Source organism: Azospirillum sp. RU38E (assembly GCF_900188385.1).
Lineage (GTDB): Bacteria > Pseudomonadota > Alphaproteobacteria > Azospirillales > Azospirillaceae > Niveispirillum.
Genome location: NZ_FZOI01000008.1, coordinates 1 through 20,006 on the forward strand (window position 1 = coordinate 1; position 20,006 = coordinate 20,006).

At 65.6% G+C, this 20,006-nt stretch carries 18 protein-coding genes; 7 read left to right on the forward strand and 11 right to left on the reverse strand.

Annotation, left to right across the window (positions count from 1 at the left end):
* Positions 1 to 173 precede the first annotated feature (173 nt).
* Complete coding sequence (locus tag CHB97_RS14360; protein WP_089288679.1) at positions 174 to 797, reverse strand: glutathione S-transferase family protein; 624 nt, start codon at positions 795 to 797, stop codon at positions 174 to 176.
* A gap of 302 nt (positions 798 to 1,099) precedes the next feature.
* On the opposite strand from CHB97_RS14360, the gene CHB97_RS14365 reads away from it, so the two are divergent.
* Positions 1,100 to 1,654 carry a tetratricopeptide repeat protein gene (locus tag CHB97_RS14365; protein WP_089288680.1) on the forward strand — a complete coding sequence of 185 codons (555 nt, stop codon included), beginning with the start codon at positions 1,100 to 1,102 and terminating at the stop codon, positions 1,652 to 1,654.
* A gap of 10 nt (positions 1,655 to 1,664) precedes the next feature.
* Here CHB97_RS14365 and CHB97_RS14370 read toward each other — a convergent pair whose 3' ends face one another.
* Entirely contained in the window at positions 1,665 to 2,300 is a 636-nt protein-coding gene (locus CHB97_RS14370) for a MarC family protein (RefSeq protein WP_089288681.1), read from the reverse strand.
* Positions 2,301 to 2,692: 392 nt separating this feature from the next.
* Between CHB97_RS14370 and CHB97_RS14375 the strand changes: the two genes are divergently transcribed.
* Both CHB97_RS14375 and CHB97_RS14380 read left to right on the forward strand, forming a co-directional pair.
* Positions 2,693 to 3,508 carry a GNAT family N-acetyltransferase gene (locus CHB97_RS14375; RefSeq protein ID WP_089288682.1) on the forward strand — a complete coding sequence of 272 codons (816 nt, stop codon included), beginning with the start codon at positions 2,693 to 2,695 and terminating at the stop codon, positions 3,506 to 3,508.
* A gap of 192 nt (positions 3,509 to 3,700) precedes the next feature.
* Complete coding sequence (locus tag CHB97_RS14380; RefSeq protein ID WP_089288683.1) at positions 3,701 to 4,549, forward strand: 1-acyl-sn-glycerol-3-phosphate acyltransferase; 849 nt, start codon at positions 3,701 to 3,703, stop codon at positions 4,547 to 4,549.
* A gap of 11 nt (positions 4,550 to 4,560) precedes the next feature.
* Here CHB97_RS14380 and CHB97_RS14385 read toward each other — a convergent pair whose 3' ends face one another.
* Together CHB97_RS14385 and CHB97_RS14390 are read right to left on the reverse strand one after the other, a co-directional pair.
* On the reverse strand, positions 4,561 to 5,196 hold the full coding sequence (locus CHB97_RS14385) for a Smr/MutS family protein (RefSeq protein ID WP_089288684.1): 636 nt from the start codon (positions 5,194 to 5,196) through the stop codon (positions 4,561 to 4,563).
* Positions 5,197 to 5,391: 195 nt separating this feature from the next.
* Positions 5,392 to 5,853 (reverse strand): Rrf2 family transcriptional regulator, encoded by a 462-nt coding sequence (locus CHB97_RS14390; RefSeq protein ID WP_089288685.1) that lies wholly within the window; start codon positions 5,851 to 5,853, stop codon positions 5,392 to 5,394.
* 169 nt (positions 5,854 to 6,022) lie between these two features.
* On the opposite strand from CHB97_RS14390, the gene CHB97_RS14395 reads away from it, so the two are divergent.
* Positions 6,023 to 6,448 carry an NAD(P)/FAD-dependent oxidoreductase gene (locus tag CHB97_RS14395; protein ID WP_089288686.1) on the forward strand — a complete coding sequence of 142 codons (426 nt, stop codon included), beginning with the start codon at positions 6,023 to 6,025 and terminating at the stop codon, positions 6,446 to 6,448.
* Positions 6,449 to 6,498: 50 nt separating this feature from the next.
* Here CHB97_RS14395 and CHB97_RS14400 read toward each other — a convergent pair whose 3' ends face one another.
* The 7 genes from CHB97_RS14400 to CHB97_RS14430 form a co-directional block, all read right to left on the reverse strand.
* Positions 6,499 to 8,997, reverse strand: a complete 2,499-nt coding sequence (locus CHB97_RS14400; RefSeq protein ID WP_244559546.1) for a PAS domain-containing sensor histidine kinase — start codon at positions 8,995 to 8,997, stop codon at positions 6,499 to 6,501.
* 145 nt (positions 8,998 to 9,142) lie between these two features.
* On the reverse strand, positions 9,143 to 10,438 hold the full coding sequence (gene ahcY, locus CHB97_RS14405) for an adenosylhomocysteinase (RefSeq protein ID WP_089288688.1): 1,296 nt from the start codon (positions 10,436 to 10,438) through the stop codon (positions 9,143 to 9,145).
* 189 nt (positions 10,439 to 10,627) lie between these two features.
* Entirely contained in the window at positions 10,628 to 12,553 is a 1,926-nt protein-coding gene (cobT, locus tag CHB97_RS14410; protein ID WP_244562551.1) for a cobaltochelatase subunit CobT, read from the reverse strand.
* A 294-nt stretch (positions 12,554 to 12,847) separates the two neighbouring features.
* Positions 12,848 to 13,156, reverse strand: coding sequence for a hypothetical protein (locus CHB97_RS14415; RefSeq protein ID WP_143270916.1), 309 nt, complete (start codon positions 13,154 to 13,156; stop codon positions 12,848 to 12,850).
* An 89-nt stretch (positions 13,157 to 13,245) separates the two neighbouring features.
* On the reverse strand, positions 13,246 to 14,250 hold the full coding sequence (gene cobS / locus CHB97_RS14420) for a cobaltochelatase subunit CobS (protein WP_244559547.1): 1,005 nt from the start codon (positions 14,248 to 14,250) through the stop codon (positions 13,246 to 13,248).
* A gap of 56 nt (positions 14,251 to 14,306) precedes the next feature.
* Positions 14,307 to 14,897 carry a J domain-containing protein gene (locus tag CHB97_RS14425; protein WP_089288692.1) on the reverse strand — a complete coding sequence of 197 codons (591 nt, stop codon included), beginning with the start codon at positions 14,895 to 14,897 and terminating at the stop codon, positions 14,307 to 14,309.
* 102 nt (positions 14,898 to 14,999) lie between these two features.
* Positions 15,000 to 15,929 carry a DMT family transporter gene (locus tag CHB97_RS14430; protein ID WP_089288693.1) on the reverse strand — a complete coding sequence of 310 codons (930 nt, stop codon included), beginning with the start codon at positions 15,927 to 15,929 and terminating at the stop codon, positions 15,000 to 15,002.
* Between the two features lie 79 nt (positions 15,930 to 16,008).
* Here CHB97_RS14430 and CHB97_RS14435 point away from each other — a divergent pair, with 79 nt between their 5' ends.
* From CHB97_RS14435 to CHB97_RS14445, 3 genes are all read left to right on the forward strand, one after another.
* Complete coding sequence (locus CHB97_RS14435) at positions 16,009 to 16,293, forward strand: BolA family transcriptional regulator (RefSeq protein ID WP_089288694.1); 285 nt, start codon at positions 16,009 to 16,011, stop codon at positions 16,291 to 16,293.
* Positions 16,294 to 16,426: 133 nt separating this feature from the next.
* Positions 16,427 to 16,960 carry a hypothetical protein gene (locus tag CHB97_RS14440; protein ID WP_089288695.1) on the forward strand — a complete coding sequence of 178 codons (534 nt, stop codon included), beginning with the start codon at positions 16,427 to 16,429 and terminating at the stop codon, positions 16,958 to 16,960.
* 164 nt (positions 16,961 to 17,124) lie between these two features.
* Positions 17,125 to 19,989 carry a [protein-PII] uridylyltransferase gene (locus tag CHB97_RS14445; protein ID WP_089288855.1) on the forward strand — a complete coding sequence of 955 codons (2,865 nt, stop codon included), beginning with the start codon at positions 17,125 to 17,127 and terminating at the stop codon, positions 19,987 to 19,989.
* Positions 19,990 to 20,006: the final 17 nt, after the last annotated feature.

The following is a 20,006-nucleotide window of genomic DNA, read 5'->3' on the forward strand; positions in this document are numbered from 1 at the left end:
ATCGACGCCGTCCTCGACTGGTCACTCTGGAGGCGAAGACATCAGGCAAACGCCGCTCTCGTCCACTATCGATTACAACAAACGCAACTGTAGTACTAGAAGACGATCAGCGCAATGCCCCCAGCACTGGAACCAGGCTGATTGGGGAAACAGCGCAAAAGGGGTAGCGGTGATCAGGCCTTGTCCGCCGCCTTGGCCACCGCGCGCTGATAGGCCGGGCGGGCCTGCATGGCCTGCAGCAACCGGGTGATATGCGGGCTGTTCTGCGCATTCAGGCCAGCACGCATAACCGCCACTTCCAGCGGGAAGCTCATCATGATGTCGGCGGCGCTGAACTGGTCACCAGCCAGCCAGGGGCTGCGGCCGGCTTCCTGTTCCACATAATCCAGATGCAGCTTCACCTGTTCATTCACCATGCCGCGGATCGGCAGGGCCAGGATGCCCATCTTGCCGGCGATCAGCTTCAACAGCAGCTGCGGCATCAGGGAGCCTTCCGCATAATGCATCCAATAGCGATAGCGCCAATGCGCCTGCGCATCCGTGGCGGCCGGGGCCAGATGGGGGGCGTGGGCGGCCAGGATATATTCGATGATCAGGCCGGTTTCGGCCAGCACCTGGCCATCCATCTCCACGATGGGCAGTTTGCCCAGCGGGTGCAGATTGCGCAGCGCCAGCGGCGCGCGCATGGTTTTGGCGTCCCGTTTGTGCCGCACCACCTCATAATCCAGACCCGCCTCCTCCAGCAGCCAGAGCACGCGCAGGGAGCGGGAAATATTCAGGTGATGCACGCGGATCATAAATCGTCCCCCCAATGGTTTTCCCATCCGGAATAGCACGGGCGTGCGCTTTGTCAATCAGCCGTGATGGGACGGTTCGTCCCCTTGGAAAGGGGTGGCTGACGGCCTTATCATCCGTTCCTTAAAGTGTTGCAGGAACCGGCCATGCCCCTGTCCCGTCCCCGCCTTATACCAGCGGCACGAAATCATGACCGCGGGTCACGCTTTCGTGCCCCTCAATCGCTGGCGCCAGCCTCCGCTGGCTTGGCTGCGCCGCACGGGCGGCGCGGCGGCGGTCGCCGCCGTCCCAACGGTCGTAAATTATGACCGTTGGTATTGTTCACCGCCTGAAAGCGGGTGCCCCCCTGCTGCTGGTCCTGCTGGCGGCGGGTTGCGTGCCGGCCCCTGCCCCGACCCCCATGGTCTGTGCCGGGCTGGACCAATGCCGGATGGCTGATCCCTGTGTGGATATCCGCCGGGCCGGGGTGGCGGCGGGCACGCTGCCTTTTGCCGACCGTCCGGCAATCGCGGTGGCCTTTGACCATGCCTGCCAGGGCAGCACCATCGGCGCCTTCCTGATGGCCGATGCCTTTGACCATGGCAGCGGCGGGTTGCGGCGCAATGATGATCTGGCGGCCCGCTTCTACCGGCTGGCGGCCACCCCGCCGCCGCCTGTCCGCCCCGGCCTGCCCCTGCCCTCGCGGGAGCCGCCGCTGGCCGAAGCCGCCTATCGGCTGGGGCTGATGCATTGGGAAGGGCGCGGTGTGCCACAGGATCTGGCCGCGGCCCGCATCTGGCTGTCACGGGCCGCCAATGCCGGCCATGAACAGGCCAAGCTGGCCCTGAAGGGGCTGGCATCCCTGCCGGCCCCAGGCTGAAGCACCAGCATCAGGTCATCCAGCCGGGGAACAGGGCGCGCAGGCCGGCGGCGATGATTTCCACCGCCACGGCGGCCAGCAACAGGCCGGTCAGACGGTTCATGATGTTCAGGCCGGTCTGGCCCAGCTTGTTGCCGATCGGCACGGCCAGCCGCAGCGTGGCCAGCAGGCCGGCGCAGACCGCCAGGATGCAGCCGACCAGGATGGCGAAATGTTCCCAGCCATGGCCGCGCTGCGCCTCGATGATAACGGCGGAGATGGAACCGGGACCGGCCAGCAGCGGCAGGCCCAGGGGCACCACGCCGATGGCGGTGCGCTGGCCGGCCTCGTCGGCCTCCTGCACGGTATGTTTCACGGCCGAGACGGTGGCATTCAGCAGCGACAGGGCGATCAGCAGCAGCACGATGCCGCCACCGACACGGAAACTGGCCAGGCTGGTGCCCAGCACCGTCAGCACCGCATCGCCCAGAAAGACGGAGCTGACCAGCACCGTGGCCACGGTCAGCACGGCCGACTGGGCGATGGCGTTGCGCTGTTCCCGCGTGCGCCCCTCCGTCATGCCCAGAAAGATCGGGATGGCGGCGAAGGGCGTGAGGATGGCAAACAAGGCAATGAGAAAACGCGAATATTCGGACCAGGCTTCCATGTCGCTTCCGTCGGACGAAGGGCGGAAAGCCCCTTATAGCATGGCTGAACCGGGGAAAAGAAAGCCCATCGACTGGCAAACTGCTGGGCAGCAGCCCCTTTCTTTTGCCGGGTGCCCGTGTCCTGCCGATCACAGGTTCATACCATTTGTTGCGGGAAATCCGTGCGGAACAGCCCGTTTTGTTTGATTGTTTTGGGTCACGCCCATGAAACTTTGATGATCGGGGGTGATACCGCGTAGGAGTTGGTTGACCGCGCGCCCGCGCTTTGTGATATGGCAATGTGACAAGGCCGAATAATCCATCCTGGCCCGCCGCTTCTGACAAGGGCGGTGCCCGGACGGGCGGTTCGATGTGCGGCACCGCGTGCCGGCGACCCAGACGATGTGAGAACATGGCTGACATCACCACCGATGCCCTGATTTCCGGCGAGCTTCGCGCTGGCAATCTGGAGGTCCGCCTGGCGGAAAGCGCCGCCGAGGTCCATGCAGCCCAGATGCTGCGCTTCCGCGTCTTCTATGAGGAGATGCAGGCCCGGCCGACGCCGGAAATGGCAGCGCAGCGGCGCGATTACGACATGTTCGATCAGCTGTGCGACCATCTGCTGGTGATCGACCATAATGTCGGCGTCGGGGCCAGCGGCGTGGTCGGCACCTATCGGCTGATCCGCCGGGCGGCGGCGGCACGGGCCGGTTCCTTCTATTCGTCGGACGAATACGATATCTCCCGGATTGAGGAATATCCGGGCGAGGTGCTGGAGCTGGGGCGGTCCTGCGTTGACCCCGCCTATCGCAGCAGGGGCACCATGCAGCTGCTGTGGCGCGGCATTGCCGCCTATGCCGCGCATTACGATATCAAGCTGATGTTCGGCTGCGCCAGCCTGCCGGGCACCGACCCGAAGGCTTTGGCCCTGCCGCTCTCCTATCTCTATTACCATCATCTGGCCCCGCCGGCCCTGCGTCCGGTGGCCCTGCCGCACCGCTATGTCGAAATGGCGATGATGGATGAGCATGAGATTGATCCGCGCCGCGGGATTAACGAGGTACCGCCGCTGATCAAGGGCTATCTGCGGCTGGGCGGTTTCGTCGGCGAAGGGGCTGTGGTGGATCACCAGTTCAACACCACCGATGTTTCCATCGTGGTGAAGACCGACCTGATCACCGATAAATATCTGCGGCATTACGAACGGCGCGGTTCGTCCCTGCTGTGATATCAATCTCCCTTGATCGTGACCGATCAAGGGAGATTTTGCGTTCCCTCAGGCGCCGGGCGGGCGCATCCGCGCCCTTGGCTTACGCGGGCATGGGCCCGCGGGCCGGCAGTCGCCGGCCTCTAATCCGCCAAGGGTCAAACCCTCGGCGGATTGGTATAACACCAACGGTCAAAGACAGCGGCGGGCAAGATGGATATCGGATCGACAGGCCGCGGCATTGTGCGGCTCAGCCTTTATGCCATTGTCACCGCACTGGGCATTCCGCTGCAGGTGCTGTTCCTGCGTTTCGGCGGGCCCTATGCCCGTTTTCCTGTCGCCTATCACCGGCTCTGCTGCCGGATTCTGGGCCTGAATGTGGTGATGCAGGGCCGTCCGGTGACCGACCGGGCGACCCTGTTTATTTCCAACCACTCCTCCTATCTCGATATTCCGGTGCTGGGTTCGCTGCTGCCGGCCAGCTTTGTCGCCAAGAATGAGGTGGGGGGCTGGCCGCTTTTCGGCCTACTGGCGCGCCTGCAGCGCACTGTTTTCGTGGATCGCAATGCGCGTCACCGCGCCGATGAACAGCGCGACAGCATCGCCGGGCGCCTGCAGGCGGGTGACAAGCTGGTGCTGTTCCCGGAAGGCACCAGCAGCGACGGCAACCGCACCCTTCCCTTCAAGACGGCCCTGTTCGCCGTGGCCGCCACCCAGGTGGATGGCAAGCCACTGACCCTGCAGCCGGTCAGCGTCACCGCCACGCATCTGGATGGGCTGCCGCTGGGCCATGCCTGGCGGGCGCTTTATGCCTGGTATGGTGATATGGAACTGCCGCCGCATCTGTGGCAGCTGGCCCGGCTGGGCGGACGCATCAGGGTGCTGGTGGAATTCCATCCCCCGGTCTCCCTGGCCGATGTCAGCAGCCGCAAGGCGCTGGCCGAGCATTGCTGGCGCAGCGTGGCCGCCGGTGTGGAACGCGCCGTGAAGGGCCGGGATGAACCGGTGGCCGAGAATGATGATGCGGCACTTCCTGCGGCCTCTGCCACGGCAGCGGGCTGAAGGTCTCTCTATTATTCCCCGCGCCGCCGGCGCAAATAGACGTAATAGGCGCCACCGCCGCCATGCTGCGGCTGGGCCTGATGCACCGCCAGCACCAGATCGCGCGTCGGGGTTTCGTGCAGCCAGCGCGGCACCCCGCTGCGCAGCACGCCTTCGCCGCGCGGCATCCCGCCCTTGCCGGTAATCACCAGCAGCAGCCGGCGGCCCTGGGCATGGCTGCGGCGGACAAAGCCGATCAGCGCATCATGCGCCGCGCTCTGTGTCAGCCCATGCAGGTCGATGCGGCCATCAATGGCCAGACGGCCGCGCCGCACCTTTTCATCCGTGCGCTTATCGATACCGCTGCGCGCGCCAAGCGCGGTGGGGGCCAGCTGCACCGTCACCGCCGCCTTCTGCTTCAGCGGCACACCGCGCAGCAGATCGGCCAGCCGTTCCGCCAGCGCGGGTGCTGTGGGTGGCGGGGTAGGGGCGGGACGGGGGCTGGGGGCAGGTGTGGTGACTGGCGCTGGGGCAACCGGTGCCGGTGGAGCCTCTTCCGCCGCCTTGGGCCGGCGTTTTGCCCCGCGCAGGGGCACGGCATCGCGCATCACGGTGCGCCACAGGTCCAGATCCGCCGCACTGGGTTTCTTGCCCCGCCGCTCAGCCATGGCGCCCCCCGGCGCCGCGCGGGCGCTTGGACAGGGTGGGCACAGGGGGAAACGGACAGGACAAAGTGGTTTTCCGGCAAGCACAAAGGGGGGCTGCCGCTGCTGGTATCATCGGCAACCCGGCGGGGCAATGTTTCATGCGGCGTTGCGGGAGATGGGTGCCATCTGCCCGATGGCAATGGCGGCTGCGGCAGGTCAGCCGTCACCCAGATGCGGGGGCAGGTGCGCCTGACAGGCCCGCAGCTTGGCATCGAACTGGCGTGCCAGATCCCCCAGCGTCACCTGCCCCAGCCGTGTCAGCAGGGCCGACCGCGCCTCTGCCAGCGCGTCGCCCAGGCTCTGGTTGACCGCCTGTTCCACCAGACAATCGGGATTGTCGGCTGACAGGCCGATGGCGAACAAGTGCGGCTCACCCAAGGCCCGGTAGATATCCAGCAGGCTGATCCCGTCCAGCGGCCGGGCCAGCACCCAGCCCCCGCCATGGCCCTTTTCCGACCGCACCAGCCCCTGATCACGCAGCCCCGCCATGGTCCGGCGCACCACCACCGGGTTGGTGTTCAACATGCCGGCCAGCAGTTCGGACGTGGCGGCACCCTGCAGCCGATCCATATGGATGAGCGCATGGAGCATTCGGGAAAGGCGGCTATCGCTTCGCATCCTTCCTGCTTAACGGAAATCAGTATTCGTAACAAGCAGAGTTGCAAATGCCGTCTCGTCACCCCATCATGTAACTTATAAAGCTTCATGAAAGAAGTGACCATGCTTCACGACGTCCTTATCATCGGCGGCAGCTTTGCCGGCCTTTCTACTGCGATGCAGCTGCCGGGTGCTGCTGTTGGATGCCGGCCGACCGCGTAACCGCTTCGCCGCCGCGTCCCATGGGTTTCTGGGCCAGGACGGGGTGCCGCTGGGGGCCATTATGGCCGGTGCCCGCGCGCAATTGGCCGCCTATCCCACCCTGACATGCGTGGAGGGGCTGGTGGAGCAGGCGGCCGGTAGGCTGGATGATTTCCAGGTCATCCTGGCCGATGGGCAGAGCTTCCAGGGCCGGCGGCTGGTGCTGGCCATGGGCGCGCGCGATGAATTGCCCGATCTGCCGGGGATGGCGGAACGCTGGGGCACCGGCATCCTGCATTGCCCCTATTGCCATGCCGCCGGCGATGTGGCGTCCCCCCTGCATAATGGCACGCTGGCATCAGCGGCCGGGGTGATGGCGGCATTTGCGGCCCATCATTCCCTGTTGGGGCTCTGAGTTGCGGGGGGCCTGAACAGGCCCCCCGCCGGTCCCTTCCCTCAACCCTGCTAGCTGCTGGCCATGTCGGCCAGGGCCGGCTTGTCGGACAGGGGCAGATGGCAACGCACGATGCAGCCACTGGGCCCATTGCCATCAATGCTGACGCGGCCGCCATGCAGTTCCACAAAGCTTTTCACCAGGGACAGGCCCAGCCCGGCACCGTTGCTGCCACCACCGCCCTGCCCGCTGCCCCGTTCAAACCGATCCAGCACCCGTTCCCGGTCATGATCGGCAATGCCGACACCGGTATCGGCCACGGCCAGCACCAGTTCCCCCGGCTGGCGCGTGGCGGACAGCACGATCCGCCCGCCCGCCGGCGTGAATTTGATGGCGTTGCTGACCAGATTGAACAAGGCCTGTTTCAGGCGCTTTTCGTCCCCTTCCAGGCGGCCGATGCCATCCGGCACCTCCACCTTCAGTTCCAGCGCCTGTTTGCGCGCCCAGTCGCGCGTCAGCCCGGCCACCGAATGCACCAGCTGGGCCACGTCGAACTGTTCACGCTCCAGCGTCATGAAGCCGGCCTCGATGGTGGCCAGATCCAGGATGTCATTCACCAGCGACAGCAGGCGGCGGCTGGCCTCCAGCACGCCCTTGGCATATTCCTGCTGCCGGTTGTTCAGCGGCCCGAAATACTGGTTATGCAGGATTTCGGCAAAGCCCATGATGGCGTTCAGCGGCGTGCGCAGCTGGTAGGAGACATTGGCGATGAATTCCGCCTTCAGCCGGTCGGCCGTCTCCAGCGCCTCGTTGCTGGCGCGCAAGGCAGTTTCCACCCGGTCGCTGTCGGTCACATCCAGGCAGGACAGCAGCACGGCCCCGTCGGGCAGCGGCACCAGCGCATAGCGCAGCACGGTGCTGTCCGTCCGCCGCAGCAGGCCGGATTCCGTCTTGCGGTCCAGCAGCCGCTCCACCAGCTGCCGGCGCAGCAGTGCCCATTCCCCGCCATCTTCCAGCAGCCCGCGCACCGCCTCCACCAGCTGGTTGGCGTGCGGTTCGCCGCGCAGGGCGGCGGCGGGCAGGTTCCACAGGCGGCGGAAGGCGGGGTTCCACAGTTTCAGCCGGCCATCGCCGCCGATCACCGCCACCCCTTCGGCCAGATTATCCAGCGTCTCCTGCTGCACGGCCATCAGGGTATTGTAGCTGGATTCCAGCGCCAGCGTATGGGTCACATCCTCCGACACGAACATCAGCCCGCCGAACGGGTGCGGCACCACCAGCGAACGCAGGGTGCGCCCGTCGGGCAGGTGTACCAGTTCTTCCAGCGGATCAATCAGGGAGGTGAACAGCCCCAGCTGCTGTTTCTTCCAGCGCGGGAAATCCGCCTCTTCGGTCAGTTTGCGGCTGGCGCGCAGCTGTTCCAGCACCTCGCCATAGGCGGGTTCCTCCGCCAGCCAGCCGCCTTCCAGCCCCCACAGTTTGGCATAGGCCTGATTGTGGAATTTCAGCCGCGTGTCGGGGCCGAAAATGGCGATGGCGGACCCCAGCTGGTCCAGCACATCGCCATGGGCGGCGATATGGCGGGCCAGCTCGTCCCGCAAGGCCCGTTCCTCCGTCCGGTCGATGGCCAGCCCCAGCTGCGACCCATCCTCCAGCCGCAGTTCCATCAAGCTGTAGAGGCGGCGGTCCCCTTCCACCACCAGGAACCGGTCGTCATGCGCCGGCGCGCCGCTGTCGCGCGCCTGCCGGGCCAGCGCCAGCGGGTCGCCAAAGCTGCTGCCCGCCAGTTCCAGCCCCTGGCGCACCACCTTCTCCGGCTGGCTTTCCAGCAGGCGGGCATAGGCATTGTTGCACCAGTTGATGGAAAGATCGGCCCCGCGCCGCCACAGCGGTACCGGCAGGTTCTGCAACAGGGCCAGCAGGTTGGCATGATCATCCCTGAGCGCTGTCAACTGCTCGGCCCGGCGCATGGCCTCGGCGGCGCTGGGGGTGATGTCGCGCAGCCACAGCACATGGATGGTCGCCCCTTCCACCCCGCTGGCATCGCTGCCGGCGGCCCCCACGCCGCGCCCGCCGCTGGCCTGGAAGATGCGCGATCCATCGGCCAGCCGCACGGTGATCTGGAAAGGCTGGCCCTTATCGACCAGATGGCGGAAGGAACCATGCAGGGCGGCGGCATCGCTGGGGGCCAGCGCCTGTTCAATATCATCCAGCCGGTTGATGCGGCCCAGCCCCAGCAGCCGGGGCAGGGAGGGGGAGACGGCCAGCCGGTCAGAGGCGCCGCTGTCGGTGGGGGCGGCCTGGGCGAACCAGCCATCGGGCACGGCATCCACCAGGGCCGCCAGCCGGGCCTGTTCGGCCCGCGCCTCCACCAGGGCGATCTGCTGCGCCCGGCCCCAGGCCAGGATGCGCAGCAGCACCGCCAGGATGATGGCCAGCAGCGCCAGCGCCAGCAGGCCGACCATTGGCGTCACCGCCTTCCAGAAAGGCAGCAGCAGAAGCCCGACGCCAGCCAGCCCCAGCAGGGCCGCCATGGCGATGGCGATGAAGGGGCCGATCGCGTTCCTCACAAGGCGGGAGTTTGACCAGGGTGGCGACGGGTTGCAAGTGTCGCGCGCACGATCATCAAGGTGGCGTTAATAAAAAAACCCCCACCGGATCGCGCCGGCGGGGGTTTCCAAAAGCAGCGGTGCAGGGTCCGGCACCTGCCTGCAATCAATAGCGGTAGTGATCCGGCTTGAACGGGCCGGCAACCGGCACGGCGATATAGTCGGCCTGTTTCTGGGTCAGGGTGGTCAGCTTGGCGCCGATCTTGTCCAGATGCAGGCGGGCCACCTTTTCGTCCAGGTGCTTGGGCAGCACATAGACCTTGTTTTCATAATTGGCGTGGTTCTGCCACAGCTCGATCTGGGCCAGCACCTGGTTGGTGAAGCTGGCGGACATCACGAAGCTGGGGTGACCGGTGGCGCAACCCAGGTTGACCAGACGGCCCTTGGCCAGCACGATCAGGCGCTTGCCATCGGGGAACACCACCTCGTCCACCTGCGGCTTCACCTCGTCCCAGACATAGTTCTGCAGGGAAGCGATCTGAATTTCGCTGTCGAAATGGCCGATATTGCAGACGATGGCGCGGTCCTTCATGGCGCGCATGTGATCCAGCGTGATCACGTCCACATTGCCGGTGGCGGTGACGAAAATGTCGCCCTGCGGGGCGGCTTCTTCCATGGTCACCACCTGATAGCCTTCCATGGCGGCCTGGAGCGCGTTGATCGGGTCGATCTCCGTCACCAGAACGCGGGCACCCTGGGTGCGCAAGGATGCGGCGGAACCCTTGCCCACATCGCCGTAACCGGCGACGACGGCAACCTTGCCGGCCACCATCACGTCGGTGGCGCGCTTGATGCCGTCCACCAGCGACTCGCGGCAGCCATACAGGTTGTCAAACTTGGACTTGGTGACGCTGTCATTCACGTTGATGGCCGGAACCTTCAGCGTGCCGGCCTTCACCATCTCATACAGGCGATGCACGCCGGTGGTGGTCTCTTCCGACAGGCCCTTAATGTCGGCCAGCATTTCCGGGTACTTGTCGTGCATGATCTGGGTGACGTCGCCGCCATCGTCCAGGATCATGTTCGGGGTCCAGCCATCGGGGCCGCGCAGCGTCTGCTCAATGCACCACCAGAATTCCTCTTCCGTTTCGCCCTTCCAGGCGAAGACCGGGATGCCGGCGGCAGCGATGGCGGCGGCGGCCTGATCCTGGGTGGAGAAGATGTTGCAGGAAGACCAGCGCACGGTGGCGCCCAGGGCCGTCAGCGTCTCGATCAGCACGGCGGTCTGAATGGTCATGTGCAGGCAGCCGACGATGCGGGCACCGGCCAGCGGCTTGGAGGCGCCATATTCCGCGCGCAGCGCCATCAGGCCCGGCATCTCGGTCTCGGCGATGGTGATCTCCTTGCGGCCCCAATTGGCCAGGGAGATGTCCTTGACCTTGTAATCGGTGAAGGCGGACATGGCGGCTCCTCTGCGTATCAACGCTGCGGGTGATGTGACGAAAAGCTGTTCTGACGGCGGGCAGGCAAGGGCTTGCCACCCCACCGCACGTTGCCGGCAGATGTAACAGCAGCCCACGCACCGGGCAAGCATAAAGATATCTTTATGTGTGCATCTATACGGATGGACCGGTCCCGCCGGTCCATCCGGTCACATGCCGCGCGATCCCATCATGGCGGCGTAGCCGGTCCGCCGGGGGGCGGGGGCATCGGCCTGGGTGATGATGGGCTGCGGCGGTGGGGCATAGGCGCCCAGCCGCTTGGCCCCCACCTCGTCGAACAGCTCCGCCAGTTTCTCCATCATGGTGCCGCCCAATTGCTCGGCATCGATGATGGTGACGGCGCGGCGGTAATAGCGGGTGACATCATGGCCGATGCCGATAGCCACCAGTTCCACCGGGCTGCGGGTTTCGATCCAGTCGATCACCTGGCGCAGATGCCGTTCCAGATAGGCACCGCTATTAACCGACAGGGTGCTGTCATCCACCGGGGCACCATCGCTGATCACCATCAGGATGCGGCGCTGTTCCGGCCGGCCGATCAGCCGGCTATGGGCCCAGAGCAGGGCCTCCCCGTCGATATTCTCCTTCAGGATGCCTTCGCGCAGCATCAGGCCCAGATTCTTGCGCACCCGCCGCCAGGGCGCATCCGCGCCCTTATAGACAATATGGCGCAGATCGTTCAGGCGGCCGGGGTTCAGTGGCTTGCCCGCCGCGATCCAGCGTTCACGCGCCTGTCCGCCCTTCCAGGCCCGGGTGGTGAAGCCCAGAATTTCCACCTTCACGCCGCAGCGTTCCAAGGTGCGCGACAGGATATCCGCGCTCATCGCCGCGATGGAGATGGGGCGGCCGCGCATGGAGCCGGAATTGTCGATCAGCAGGGTGACCACCGTATCGCGGAAATCCGTCTCATTCTCCCGCTTGAAGGACAGCGACGTGGTGGGGTTGATGATGACGCGGGCCAGCCGGGCCGCGTCCAGCATCCCTTCTTCCAGATCAAATTCCCAGGACCGGGTCTGTTTGGCCAGCAGGCGGCGCTGCAGCCGGTTGGCCAGCTTGGAGATCATGCCCTGCAGGTGCTGCAGCTGCTGATCCAGCATCAGGCGCAGGCGGGCCAGCTCATCCGGGTCGCACAGGTCGGCGGCATCCACCACCTCGTCATGGGCGGTGGTATAGGCGCGATAGGCGGCGGGGTCCGGCTCGTTCCGGCGGGATTGCGGCGGCGGGGTGCCGGGGTTGCCGGGATCTTCCGATCCGTCCCCATCGGCCAGTTCGCCCTCGCCTTCTTCACCATCCTCGCTGCTGCCGGCCTCTTCCTGGGCGGCCTGACGGCGCTGCTGGGTGGTCTGCTGCTGCTCATCTTCGCCGGATGCCTGCTGGCCGCCCTGCTGTTCCAGGTCATCATCCTGGCCGCCGCCATCCGGCGCGCTGTCGGGGGCCTGATCTTCGGCCCCTTCCTCATCCTGCGGATCGGAACCCACCTCCATATCCATGTCGGACAGCAGGCGGCGCACGGCGCGGGCATAGGCCTCCTGATCCTCGATCAGGCTGGCCAGCTTGTCCAGCGAACCACCCAGTTTCTGCTGCACCGTATCGCGCCACAGCTGCACCGCCCCCGCCGCAGAGGCGGGCGGGGTGGCGCCGGTGATGGCTTCACGGGCCAGCAGGCGCAGCACCTCTGACAGGCTCGCCTGTTCGCGGTCATTGATCTTGTCGAAGCCCATGCGCCGGTAGCGTTCTTCCAGCGTGGCTTCCAGATTGGCGGCGACACCGGCCATGGCGGTGGCGCCGATGGCCTCCACGCGCGCCTGTTCCAGCGCCTCGAACGACTGGCGGGCCTGTTCACTGTTGGGCATCAGTTTGGCATGGATGCCGGCATCATGGTGGCGCAGGCGCAGGGCGGCGGCATCGGCGGCCCCGCGCACATTGGCCACATCCTTGGGGTTCAGGTCGCGCGGCGGCAGCGGCACGCGCACCCGGCTGCCATTCAACCCAGGTGGTTCGGCGGAAAAGCCGACCGTGACATCCCGATTATCCGCCAACGCCCGCACGGTGGCGGTGGTGGCGCGCTTGAACATCTCAAGGGGGGATTCCTGGGTCATCATCTTTCACATTATATAGATCTCCCTTGATCGTGACCGATCCAGGGAGATTTTGCGTTCCCTCAGTCGCCGGGCGGCGGCATCTGCCGCCTTGGCTTACGCGGGCAGGAGCCCGCGGGCCAGCGGTCGCCGGCCCCCAACCCGCCAAGGGCCAAACCCTCGGCGGGTTGGTCTTATTGTCATCAGGCCACCCGCCGGCTGGCAGATGGTAAGGGGCCCATCACCCCCTGCCATCGCCCCAACCTGTGCCGTCGGTGCCCGCCTGACGGGTCAGTTGCCCCGCGGCGTGCGGTTGGCCATGTCGCCGCGCTGCATCTGTTCGGCTTCCTGCCGCTGCAGGCGGTAATGTTCATCCCATTCCGCCTTGGTGCGGCAGGTCTTTTTCTTGGCCAGACGAGACCCGGTCGTCGTTTCTGCCTTGCAGATCTCCCGGTTGGCATCCGGATCAGCCGGGGCCTGCGCCGCCGGTGCGGCTGGGCTGGTCGCCACCTGGTCCTGGCTGGATTGCGCCCAGGCGGTGGCGGCCATCGGCTGGGTCATCAGCACCATAACCGCCAAGCTGGAAATTACTTTCTTCATCTTCAACTCCCATTCGGTAAGCCCCGTACGGTCACCGTAATGGAAACCGCCCGGCCCCGCAATCGCGCCACCGGGCGGCATGAACAGTCTTAGACCAGCGTGCCCTTGAAGGCACCGGTCGGCAGTTCCTGGCCGAAGCAGCGCTGGTAATATTCGGCCACGGCGGGGCGCTCTACCTCGTCACACTTGTTCAGGAAGGTGACACGGAAGGCGAAACCGACATCACCACCAAAGATGGCGGCATTCTGCGCCCAGGTGATGACGGTACGCGGGCTCATCACCGTGGAGATGTCGCCATTGATGAAGCCGGCGCGCGTCAGATCGGCCAGCCGCACCATGGCGGCCACGGTAGCGCGCTTATCGTCGGTATTATATTCCGGCACCTTGGCCAGCACGATCTCCGTCTCCTGCGCGTGGGGCAGGTAATTCAGGGTCGTGACGATGTTCCAGCGGTCCATCTGGCCCTGGTTGATCTGCTGGGTGCCGTGATAGAGGCCGGTCGTATCGCCCAGGCCCACCGTATTGGCGGTGGCGAACAGGCGGAAGGCCGGGTGCGGCCGGATCACCTTGTTCTGGTCCAGCAGGGTCAGCTTGCCTTCCACTTCCAGCACGCGCTGGATGACGAACATCACGTCCGGGCGGCCGGCATCATATTCATCAAACACCACGGCACAGGCGTGCTGCAGGGCCCAGGGCAGGATGCCTTCCCGATATTCCGTCACCTGCTTGCCATCGCGCAGCACGATGGCATCCTTGCCGATCAGGTCGATACGGCTGATATGGCTGTCCAGGTTGACGCGCACGCAGGGCCAGTTCAGCCGGGCGGCCACCTGCTCGATATGGGTGGATTTGCCGGTGCCGTGATAGCCCTGCACCATGACGCGGCGGTTATAGGCAAAGCCCGCCAGGATAGCCATGGTCGTCTCGCGGTCGAAACGATAGGCCTCGTCCCGCTCCGGCACATGCTCGGTGGCGGTGGAGAAGGCGGGCACCACCATGTCGCTGTCGATGCCGAACGTGTCACGCACCGAAACGGTGATATCGGGCAGCGTGTGCGGGGTGGCCTGGGGAGGGGTTGCCATATCGAGTGCCATGATTTCCGGTTCTGCGGGGTCTGGTTCGTCGTCGGTCGGTCGGGTGGTTGGGGCGGCTATTGCCCGCTGCCGAAGGCGGCCTTCAGGGTGTTGTAGGCCTGGTTGATGGTTTTCAACCGTTCCTCCGCCTCCTTGCTGCCGCCATTGGCGTCGGGATGGTGCTGTTTGGCCAATAGCCGGTAACGCGTCTTGATGGTGACGAAATCGGCATCGGGCGGCAGCTCCAGCACGGCCAGCGCCTCTTCCTCCGGCGTGCGGGGCTTGGGGCGCGGGGGCTGGCGCTTGCTCTGCGTCTCCTCCCCCGACCAGTCGGCGCCAAAGGCGAAGCCGCCATTGAAGATCTTGTCGCGCGTATTGCGTTCCCGCGTGCGCCAGTCGCCCATGGGCCAGGTCGGGCGCTGCCAGGTGGTATCCTGGCGCAGATGCTTTTCGATCTGCTCCTGCGTCATGCCGGCATAGAAGTCCCAGGACTTGTTATAGTCCCGCACATGATCCAGGCAGAACCACCAATATTCGTTCAGCTTGTCCCGCCCCTTAGGCGCGCGATACTCCCCATGACCCGTGCAGCCGGGATGTTCGCACAGCCGCAGCTGGCTGCGGGGCGTTTCCCGGAAATCAAAGGACAGGTTGGGGCGGTTCTTCTGCATGGGGGCTGAGTATGGGGGCGGGCCGGCGGGCTGGCAAGGAACTGGATGGAAAAGAAGGTGGCGTTTGTGCGGGTGCCACCCCCTCCTGCGGGAGGGCGAAGGTTAACGCCGCGAATCAGCCGCCGCCACCGCAACCAGCCCGGCGGCGATGAAGCCCAGCCCTGCGATGTTGGTGATTGTCATTGCCTCGCCCAGCCATAGGGCCGATGCCGCCAGCCCCACCACCGGCACCGCCAGGGTGGAGAGCGACAGGGTGATGGCCGGCAGGGCGCGGTTGACCGTCACCATGGCCCAGAAGCAGAAGGCGGTGGCCAGCGGGCCGTTATAGACCAGCAGGGTGACCAGCTCGCCCGACCATTGGATGCGCGCCACATCCTCTGTGGCCAGCGCGAAACTGCCGGTCAGCAGGGTGGCCATGCCCATCTGCCAGGGCGCCAGCGACAGGGGCGTGCCCACCCAGCGGTGCCCGCGCACTTGGACGATATTCACCGCCCACAGGGCCGCCCCCGCCATCAACATGCCATTGCCGGTCAGCACGGCCGGGTCAGACCAGTCAAACGCGGCCGGATTGAACAGCACCGCCACCCCCGCCAATCCCAGCAGCAACCCACCCACCTTCAATGGCGACAGTTTCTCCTTCAGGAAGATCAGGGCCAGCGGCACCACCCAGAGCGGGGTTGTATAAGCCAGGATGCCGGCGCGGCCCGCCGGTACATGCTGCAGCGCCAGCGTCACCAGGGTCATGAAGCCGGTCATCTGCAAACCCCCCACCGACAGCAGCACCGGCAGGTCACGCCGGTCCGGCAGCCGCAACTGCCCTGCCGCCCAGGCCACCGGGATCAGCGTGGCCGTACCCAGTGCCAGACGGGCGGCAACGAACAGCATGGGCGGCATCTGCCCCACCACCCGCTTCATCACCGGCCAGTTCACCCCCCAGAGCAGGATCACCAACCCCAGCAGGATGGCGGCCACCAGCGGCGTTACCGGACGGGATGGGGGGCTGGCGGGGGCCTTGGCGCTTTCATCGGCCATGATGTTGGACTACCTCTTGGGCGATCATCGGGGAACGGCCAGCCCGCCCCCTTGCCGCAGCAGGAACAGGAATGCCGCCATGGCCGTCTATGCGACCCGGATGGAAAACAAGCTGACCCAGGCTTTAGGGCCCCAGGCCCTGGTCATCAAGGATGTCTCGCACAGCCATGCCGGCCATGCCGGGGCCGACCATCCCGGCGGGGAAACGCATTTTGACGTCACCATCGTCTCCGACCGGTTCCGGGGGCTGGGCCGGGTGGCCCGCCAGCGGCTGGTCTATGAGGTGGTGAAGGAGGAACTGGCCGAGCGGGTCCATGCGCTTTCCATCAAGGCGCTGACCCCGGAAGAGGCGGCGAAGGGCTGAACCACCCCTGCCCCAGTTGCAACCCTGCTGCGCGTCGTTGCGTCGCAGGGTTTTTTGCAGTGCAACATGACAGGGTCTAGGCTGAAAGCTGTGGCTGGCGAGCCCGCCGGTTCCAACGAGAAGGGAACAGCCCATGACCAGATCAGCCAAGGCCAGCAGTGCGAGTGCCCGCAGCGTGGAAGTGGCGGCGGAGATTGCCGGTACGGCCGTCGTGCTGGGTGAAACCCTGTGGGCGGCCCAGCAGACCATTGCGCTACGCCTGATGCGGCTGGCGGAAACGGCGATGGACCCCGACCAGCTGCGCGATCCGGAATTCATCCGCATGGTGTCGGAAAAGCTGCGCGCGGCCCTGGAAGCTAATCTGGCTGTGGCTGGCGGCATGGGGGCCATTGCCGATGCCGCCATGGAATGGGCCAGCCAGCAGGGCATGGCGATGGAACAATGGGCGCTGGCCTGCTGGGGTCTGCCCGATCCGCTGCGCTGGGGCCATGCCAGCAGCCGCTATGTGGAAACCAGCCTGAATATCGCTGAAATCGCCTGCGCCCATCTGGTGCTGGAGGCGACGCGCCTGGGGGGGCTGGGCCTGAAACCCTATCACAAGGCCACCAACGAGAATGCCCGCCGCCTGTTGCGGCAATTGCCGGCCCTGCACGCCAGACGGGCCTGACAGTCAGGGGCCGGGCGCTGCTGCAGCGCCACAAAAATGCCGGGGTCAACCCGGTTAATAAGGATAGTCCGGGGAGGCAGGGGCATATGGCCGTGCGAACGTCGCAGCCGTTTAACTTCTTTCGTGGCATAATGGGCACCAGGGATGATCCCGGAACCATCAAGATGCCTGCCGATACCGCCTCTCTTTCCACCCACACCACCAGCGCCACAACCACCGATGCAGTCAGCGGCAGCAGCCGCCGGCCGGAAGGGTCGCGCCCCATCATCCCCAACCGGGCTGCCGTCGGGCGGCGGTTCGCCGCCCTGGTGGAAGGCCATAATGGCTCCATCGATGGTTTACGCGGCCCCGCACTCGCCCTGCTGAAGGATGTGCTGGAAGAGGGGCGCACGGCCGTGCGCGCCCGGTTTGAGGCCACCCATCGCGGCGATGATTGCGTACACCAGACCGCCCGGCTGACCGATGCCATCGTGCAGGCGCTGGCCGATTTCACCCTGGACCATGTCTATCCCACCGCAGAACTGACCAAGGGCGAGCGGCTGGCCATCGTCGCCATCGGCGGCTATGGCCGCGGGGAGATGGCGCCCTTCTCCGACGTCGATCTGCTGTTCCTGCTGCCCTATAAGCGCACGCCCAGGGTGGAGCAGGTGGTGGAATATATGCTCTACCTGCTGTGGGATCTGGGCTGGAAGGTGGGCCATGCCGTGCGCTCGGTGGATGAATGCATCCGCCTGTCGCTGGAAGACATGACCATCCGCACCAGCCTGCTGGAATCCCGCTTCCTGTGGGGGGAGGCGGTTCTTTACAAGGAACTGCGCAAGCGCTTCACCAAGGAAGTGATCGGTGCTGCCGGCAGTGTGACGGCCTTCATCGACGCCAAGATGACGGAGCGCAAGGAGCGGCACCGCAAGATCGGCGGCAGCCGCTATATGCTGGAGCCCAACATCAAGGAGGGCAAGGGCGGCCTGCGCGACCTGCAGACCCTGTTCTGGATCGCCAAATACGCCTATCAGACCGATGAGGTGCAGGCCCTGGTCTCCAAGGGCGTGCTGCTGCAGGAGGAGGCGCAGCGCTTCGCCAAGGCGGAAAGCTTCCTGTGGGCGGCGCGCTGCCAGTTGCATTACATTGTCGGGCGCCAGGAAGACCGGCTGACCTTCGACATGCAGTCGGAAATGTCCCGCCGTCTGGGCTATACCGAACATGCCGGCACCAGTGCCGTTGAACGGTTCATGAAGCATTACTTCATGGTGGCCAAGGATGTGGGCGATCTGACCCGCATCTTCTGCGCCAATCTGGAGCATGAGAACCGCCGCACGCCCCGATTCGCCTTCCTGCGCCGCAGCTTCGCCAAGCCGGAGGTAGAGGGCTTCACCCTGGATGCCGGCCGCCTGAATGTGAAGTCGGACCGGCATTTCCGCGATCATCCGGTGGATATGATCCGGCTGTTCCGGGTGGCGCAGCAGCAGGATCTGGATGTGCATCCCAATGCGCTGCGCGCCATCACCCGTGCCTTGTCGGCCATCGGGCCGAAGCTGCGCGACGATGTGAATGCCAACCGGCTGTTCCTGGAAATCCTCTCTTCCCGCAAAGACCCGGAAGTGGCCTTGCGCCGCATGAATGAAGCGGGCGTGCTGGGCCGCTTCGTGCCGGATTTCGGCCGCATCGTCGGCATGATGCAGTTCGACATGTATCATTATTTCACGGTGGATGAGCATACGCTGTTCGCCGTGGGCATCCTGCACCAGATCGAACAGGGCAACCTGAAGGATGAGGTGCCGCTGGCGTCAGAGGTGATCCACACCGTCAATTCCAGGCGCGCCCTTTATGTCGCCATGCTGGTGCATGACATCGCCAAGGGGCGCGGCGGGGATCATTCCATCCTGGGGGCCAAGGTGGCGGAGAAACTCTGCCCCCGCCTGGGCATGACGGAGGAGGAGACGGAAACCGTCGTCTGGCTGGTGCGCTGGCATCTGGCCATGTCCGCCACCGCCCTGAAACGCGATCTGGATGATGAAGGCACCATCCGCAAATTCGTTGATCTGGTGCAAAGCCCGGAACGGTTGAAGCTGCTGCTCTGCCTGACGGTGGCGGATATCCGCGCCGTCGGTCCCGGCCGCTGGAACAACTGGAAGGCGACGCTGCTGCGCCAGCTTTACCGCCGGTCGGAAGAGCTGATGTCCGGCACCGTACTGCCGGAAGGGCGCGACGGGCGGGTGCTGTCGGCCCAGGCAGGCCTGCGCCCGCTGCTGGTCGATTGGCAGCCGGCGGAGATCGACGCCCATCTGGGCCGGGCCTATCCGGCCTATTGGCTGGGCTTTACCGCCGAAACCCTGGCCCACCATGCCCGCCTGATCCGGGAAGCCGAGCGCGGCAAGGCGCCGCTGACGCTGGATACCCGCATCGACCGGGGCCGCGCGGTGACAGAGGTGACGGTCTATACCGCCGACCATCCGGGCCTGTTCTCCCGTCTGGCCGGGGCCATCGCGCTGGCCGGGGCGGATATTGTCGATGCCCGCATCTTCACCATGACCAATGGCATGGCGTTGGACGTCTTCTCCATCCAGGCGGCCGGCGGCGGTCCGTTCGACAGTGGCGACAAGCTGGCCCGCCTGTCGGTGATGGTGGACAAGGTGCTGGCCGGGGAGCTGCGGCTGGTGGATGAGCTGGCCAAGCGCCGCCCGGTGCAGACGGCCCGCGCGCGCGCCTTCAAGGTGGCACCCCGCGTGCTGGTGGATAACACCATCACCGGTAACCATACGGTGATTGAGGTGAATGGCCGGGACCGTCCCGGCCTGTTGTTCCACCTGACCCGCGCCTTGACCCAGGCCAACCTGCAGATTGCCTCGGCCAAAATCTCCACTTACGGCAATGTCGCCATCGACGTGTTCTATGTGAAAGATGTCTTCGGGCTGAAGGTCACCCATGAACGCAAGCTGGCCGACATCCGTGCCGCCCTGCTGACGGCCCTGGCCGATCCGGAGGGGGAGCCGGAGAAATCCGCCAAGCCCGGCCGGCGCAAGGCGGCGTGACAAGGCCGCCTTTGGGG

Coding starts and splice junctions, on each gene's coding strand:
- CHB97_RS14360 (WP_089288679.1), bottom strand. CDS start 797: ATGATCCGCGTGCATCACCTGAATATTTCCCGCTCCCTGCGCGTGCTC.
- CHB97_RS14365 (WP_089288680.1), top strand. CDS start 1,100: ATGACCGTTGGTATTGTTCACCGCCTGAAAGCGGGTGCCCCCCTGCTG.
- CHB97_RS14370 (WP_089288681.1), bottom strand. CDS start 2,300: ATGGAAGCCTGGTCCGAATATTCGCGTTTTCTCATTGCCTTGTTTGCC.
- CHB97_RS14375 (WP_089288682.1), top strand. CDS start 2,693: ATGGCTGACATCACCACCGATGCCCTGATTTCCGGCGAGCTTCGCGCT.
- CHB97_RS14380 (WP_089288683.1), top strand. CDS start 3,701: ATGGATATCGGATCGACAGGCCGCGGCATTGTGCGGCTCAGCCTTTAT.
- CHB97_RS14385 (WP_089288684.1), bottom strand. CDS start 5,196: ATGGCTGAGCGGCGGGGCAAGAAACCCAGTGCGGCGGATCTGGACCTG.
- CHB97_RS14390 (WP_089288685.1), bottom strand. CDS start 5,853: ATGCGAAGCGATAGCCGCCTTTCCCGAATGCTCCATGCGCTCATCCAT.
- ahcY (WP_089288688.1), bottom strand. CDS start 10,438: ATGTCCGCCTTCACCGATTACAAGGTCAAGGACATCTCCCTGGCCAAT.
- cobT (WP_244562551.1), bottom strand. CDS start 12,553: ATGTTCAAGCGCGCCACCACCGCCACCGTGCGGGCGTTGGCGGATAAT.
- CHB97_RS14415 (WP_143270916.1), bottom strand. CDS start 13,156: ATGAAGAAAGTAATTTCCAGCTTGGCGGTTATGGTGCTGATGACCCAG.
- cobS (WP_244559547.1), bottom strand. CDS start 14,250: ATGGCACTCGATATGGCAACCCCTCCCCAGGCCACCCCGCACACGCTG.
- CHB97_RS14425 (WP_089288692.1), bottom strand. CDS start 14,897: ATGCAGAAGAACCGCCCCAACCTGTCCTTTGATTTCCGGGAAACGCCC.
- CHB97_RS14430 (WP_089288693.1), bottom strand. CDS start 15,929: ATGGCCGATGAAAGCGCCAAGGCCCCCGCCAGCCCCCCATCCCGTCCG.
- CHB97_RS14435 (WP_089288694.1), top strand. CDS start 16,009: ATGGCCGTCTATGCGACCCGGATGGAAAACAAGCTGACCCAGGCTTTA.
- CHB97_RS14440 (WP_089288695.1), top strand. CDS start 16,427: ATGACCAGATCAGCCAAGGCCAGCAGTGCGAGTGCCCGCAGCGTGGAA.
- CHB97_RS14445 (WP_089288855.1), top strand. CDS start 17,125: ATGCCTGCCGATACCGCCTCTCTTTCCACCCACACCACCAGCGCCACA.